At 49.1% G+C, this 5169-nt stretch carries 1 protein-coding gene and 1 pseudogene; both read right to left on the bottom strand.

Going from position 1 to position 5169, the window contains the following annotated elements; translation table 11 throughout:
• A pseudogene (locus ACYSNS_RS14390) lies at positions 1 to 2152 on the bottom strand (hypothetical protein); the annotation flags it as partial.
• Between the two features lie 98 nt (positions 2153 to 2250).
• Positions 2251 to 5169, bottom strand: a 2919-nt coding sequence (locus ACYSNS_RS14385) for an Ig-like domain-containing protein (RefSeq protein ID WP_461723870.1), incomplete at its 5' end; no start/stop codon positions are given.

The raw sequence follows: 5169 nt of genomic DNA, 5'->3' as shown, positions 1-5169 counted from the left end.
TCGAACGCACCATGATGCGGATATGGTCTATACCGGCAGTTGCTATCAGGTCGCTGCCCTGATTGACAAAGCCAAGCGCTGCCGCACGGCCTTCCGAATAGGACTTCGATTGTGGATTAACCTTGGCAGCTGAACCGCCGCCTCCATTATCACCACCATTACTATTACCGCCTGTATCACCACCATTATCACCGCCGCTGCTATTGCCGCCACCGCTCGGTGTGTCATCGGTCTTATCATTAATAGTCAATACCAATGCGTTATTGCCTGTGTTCTGCTGTGCCAATGTCGCATCATAGACAATGAAGCTACCTTGCCTAATGGTATAGTTCTGAGAGGCAAGGCTGCCTTGTGTTTTGTCAATCATGGTAACCGTATCACCGCCATTCAGACGGCTGCCATCGTTGACCATGGCAACGGTATGTTTGGTGTTGGTCATATCAACGGCATTACCACCATCGGCGATCGTCACAAGCACATCGCCATTCTTCACATCACTCGGCAATGTCCAATTGTAGTTCTCGAAGTTGTAGATACCAAAAACCGTGCCGCGATAGCCATCTAGGTTCAATGTATTGCCCGTAAAAACATCGGCACTGCTTGGCGCACCATCACCATTAAGACTCCATCCACCCCAGATTGAGCCATAAGAAATGACTTCCCCATCAGCGTTACGGTCACCTATTTGAATATCACTGCCTTCCAACGTAACCGTATTACCTGTTGCAGTGCCACCAAGACCCACATCACTCTCGCTGCTAGCACCACCTACGCTATAACCACCGTAAATAGAGCCCCAAATGAGTGACTTACCAGATATAATAACCTTGTTACCAGTAACATCACCACCATTTCCACCTTCACCATCAGCGCCTGCGCCGCCTATACTGAAGCCACCAACCACGCTGCCACCAGCAATGCCATCATGACCGGGCCCGACCGCCCCTGCCAAACCCAAGCCGCCTCTTCCGCCTTCCGCACCGTTCAACGTGACATTCGTTAAGATAATTGTGTTGCCACTGACAGTGCCACCTGCGCCTCCCGCACCCGTGCCAAAAAGCCGATAGGCTGCAGCACCACCAATGCTAAGTCCTCCAAAAACTGAGCCACCGCCCATACCGCCGACACCCCCGCCGCCACCATTACTTCCTCCGCCACTCCCCCCTGCGGCTCCAATCAAAGTAACGTTTGTTAAGGTAAGTTTATTATTGCGAATATCACCGCCAACATTGTTACCGCCTTGATTCATCGAAATCACACCTGAATCTGCGGCTCCAATACTTAAACCGCCAAAGACAGATCCCCCTCCCATGCCGCCAACTCCACCGCCCACGCTGCTATTAGTACCTTCACCGCCATGCCCTCCTGAGCCACCCGTCAATATGACATCTGTTAAAAAAACCTGGCTTCCACTGATTGCGCCTCCAAAGCCCCCATTAAGCTCAACACCAGCCGATCCGCCGATACTTACACCGCCAAAGATAGAACCACCACCTAAACCGCCAAAGCCGCCACTTAAGCCGCCGTTAACGCTACCAGCTATTCCATTCCCGCCATCACCACCCTTTAAGGTAGCATTAGTAAGAATGACTGTAGTATCGTTTAAGGCTCCACCATTGCCACCATTGCCACCATTGCCACCGGCACCTTGACCACCGGCACCGCCGATGCTTAGACCGCCAAAGACAGACCCACCGCCTGCACTCCCACCATTAGTAACGTCCGTTCCCAAGCCACCATTGGCAGCAGATTGTCCCGACCAATCATATTGAACATCACTGATTGCAACCTTATTGTTTGAGATGGAAGCCGCCGTAGCACCATCTCCTTTGCCTCGGTTCAATTGTACGTCTACACCGCCATAGATAATGTAAGGTGCGTTGATTGTTCCGGTTGTTGCCCAAACGGCCTGTCCTGCTCCGCCCGTACCACCATCAACAGTAACCACGTTGTCACTAACGAAACCGGAGGAATAGAGACTCTTATATGTGCTGCCGTTAACGGCTGGATCGACTTGTAAAACAGAAGTGTTGTTTCCGTCAAAAACCAACGTTTCAGCCACAGATGTACCGCTGTAAACCAGTGATGCAATAAGAGTGCAGACAGACACGCCATTTGCCAACATGGCTTTTCTGAGCGAAGAGTTAGACATTTAAACAATCCTGTAACGAGCGAGTTGAAAGGCCCCGAGATGCTTATACCCAAAAATGGTTATTCGACTTAATATGTGTTGGCTCACTTTTTCAACCTTTAATTGGCGTAGATGTTAACCGTAATTGACGACAATTTGCCGACATCCATACGCTGACCTGTCAATGGAACCTTGAAAGAAGTGGTGGATTTTGGGTTCGTCGTGTAGGCTTCAAACAGAACGTTGCCGCTTCCTTGCAGATCAGGTTTCAAAGGAGCGTATAGATCTTGATTGAGATAGACATCACATGCGCCGACACCACCGCCGCCACCGCTTGATGGCCGGATAAAACCAGGCGCATCGTAGGTATCGATAAGGTTTTTGCTTGTAAATGACAGATCAAGGTTTTGAGTCGACGCTCCCCCGAAATCATTCATCCAAGACTGCGCAACCGAAACTGGAACCGAACAATTTTGCTGCTTTGCTCCGTCTTTGGAAGAAATGTAAATAGCGCCATCAACCGTTGATGAGTGTAGCGTTATCTGCTTATCCCATAATGGGCTTGCTTCTTTGAGTTCAACGATGAACCCAAGACCTGAATGATAGTAGTCAACGCCATCCGTTTGACTGCAGTAACTGAATGGCATTCCATTCGACATCCCATTCGCTGCGGTACCACATAGTTTCGGCGTGACTTCCAGAACTGCCAGCAAAACACCTGATATCGGTTGGAGTTTATAATCGACAGGGCTAGGCTGCCAACCATGAGAATAATTGGTCATTGTGGCAGAAAGTTTATAGTCAGACGGGCTGCTTTGTGAGCTTACGGTTGCCACGTAGCCATTTGGCGTGATGACCTGTGTTGATCCGAGGTCTGTTGTCGAGAATGTTACGTTGAGCAACCCCGCCGGAATAGCCCGTCCTTTTTTGTCAACAGGCTTATACGTTGCGGTCAACTTATCTGTGCCATTATTATAGAGCACATTTTTATCCAAGCTAATCAACGAAGTATCTTGATCGACATAGAGACTGAACGTTGTCTGCCCTTGGGCGCTGAACCCTTCGGAGGTAACGGTAAATCCATTACTACCGAGCCATGATGCATAGGTTGATGCCATTGTCAGACTGACCTTGCCATCGGCATCTGTCGTAAAGTCTACGCTGGCCAGTGTACCATTGATTGAAAGCTCACTATTGGAAGGGGTAACAGTGACTTTTCTATTAGGTAATGCTGTACCGCCGTCATCTGTTAAAGTGATAGTAATGGCATTGGTCGCTACTCCATCGGCTATTGCAATATCGGTATTGGCAATAGCGATATTGATGTTCGATCTAGGATTATCAATCAACTCCAATGTTCCCGTTACACCTATTGCAGCGGCATTTGCACTGTTGACGGTGGGCATGATGTTGATAACACCTATCGTCACCCCCGATCGCAAGGTGCTGACATAGGCGCCAGCACCGCTATCGTATGACCAGGCTGACATGGTCGTATCTTTCGGTCCATTGATATCCTGTGCGGTTATTACTTGAGAGATCGTTGCAGGGTCCAAGGTCGCAATGAAGTTGCCCGATGCATCGCGTGGTCTAAATTCAATTCGGCTTGTTGCCGTTCCGTTTGCTACAATCTGGTTTGGAACCGCTTTGATCTCACCTTTGCTAACCTCTACAGCTCCTGCAATGAGCGTGAGAATCTTGCTGGTCGTACGGGCAATACCATCCTTTCCATCAATCACCGGTATCACCTTGATATCGCCGATTTTTGTTCCTGACGTCAAAACAGCTTCATAGTGGTTGTTAACCAGTGCCCAACTACCAATGGTTATACCGCTATCCGTTATCCCAATGATATCGCTGCTGATTGAACTTGCATCGACGCTGGTAACAGGGTTCCCGTAACTATCCTTTGGCGTATAAACGATCTTTGATGTGCTGGTACCATTTGCAAAAATCACATCAGGATCGGCATAAATCGTACTTGTATTGGCATTTATCGCTCCTGCACTAAACGGAATACTCAGATCGGCAGTTATAGTAGTTCCTGTTATCTGTCCTGTAACAGTCACAGTTTCAGGCGTATGATCTGACACGGCTGGTGCTTGTGTTACTGAGCCATCCGCACCGCTTGTTACCGTACTTGGATAGATCGATGGTTTGCCGTCTCCATTAGAAGCCAAAGTGAATGTGATAGTTTTGTTTGGAATGAGCGTATGAGAATTCTTGTTGCGTACGACAACCGAGAATGTTGGCTGTTCATCCACCGTGGCCGAGGTGATGCCGTTTTCCCATGACAGAACCAATTCGAGTTCTGCTGTAAAACTCACTTTGGTTGCAGTACCCGATGAGGTAAACGGTGTTGTGACCTCGCCCTTAACGACAATATCCTTCACTTCTTCCGTGGTGCTGGTCAATGTGATTGTTGCAATACCTGATGCATCGGTGGTCGAGGTTGTGGCAGAAAGCGTGGCATCATTATCGGGTGCCTTGCTCCAGTTGACAACAACACCGGACATGGCATTGCCGTTGCCATCCTTGACGGTCGCGACATAATCAAAAGCATTGGTACCATTGGCAACCTTGCTGGTGACACTGGTATCCTTCAGCTCGACAACCAATGTGGCTGTCGTTGCATCCGGTACAAAGCTGACCTTGGTTGCATCATCGGAGGCTGTAAACAGTGTTGAGACAGCACCTGTCACCACAACATCGGCTACGGCTTTGGTGGTGCTGGTCAATGTGATTGTTGCAACACCTGATGCATCGGTGGTCGAGGTTGTCGCAGAAAGCGTGGCATCATTATCGGGTGCCTTGCTCCAGTTGACAACAACACCGGACATGGCATTGCCATTGCCATCCTTGACGGTCGCGACATAATCAAAAGCATTGGTACCATTGGCAACCTTGCTGGTGACACTGGTATCCTTCAACTCGACAACCAATGTGGCTGAATCAAAAGCATTGGTACCATTGGCAACCTTGCTGGTGACACTGGTATCCTTCAACTCGACAACCAATGTGGCTGTCGTTGCATCCGG

The organism is Bartonella sp. LJL80, assembly GCF_054871565.1.
Note: the sequence above shows the minus strand (reverse complement) of the source record. Positions and strands in the feature narration are given on the sequence as shown.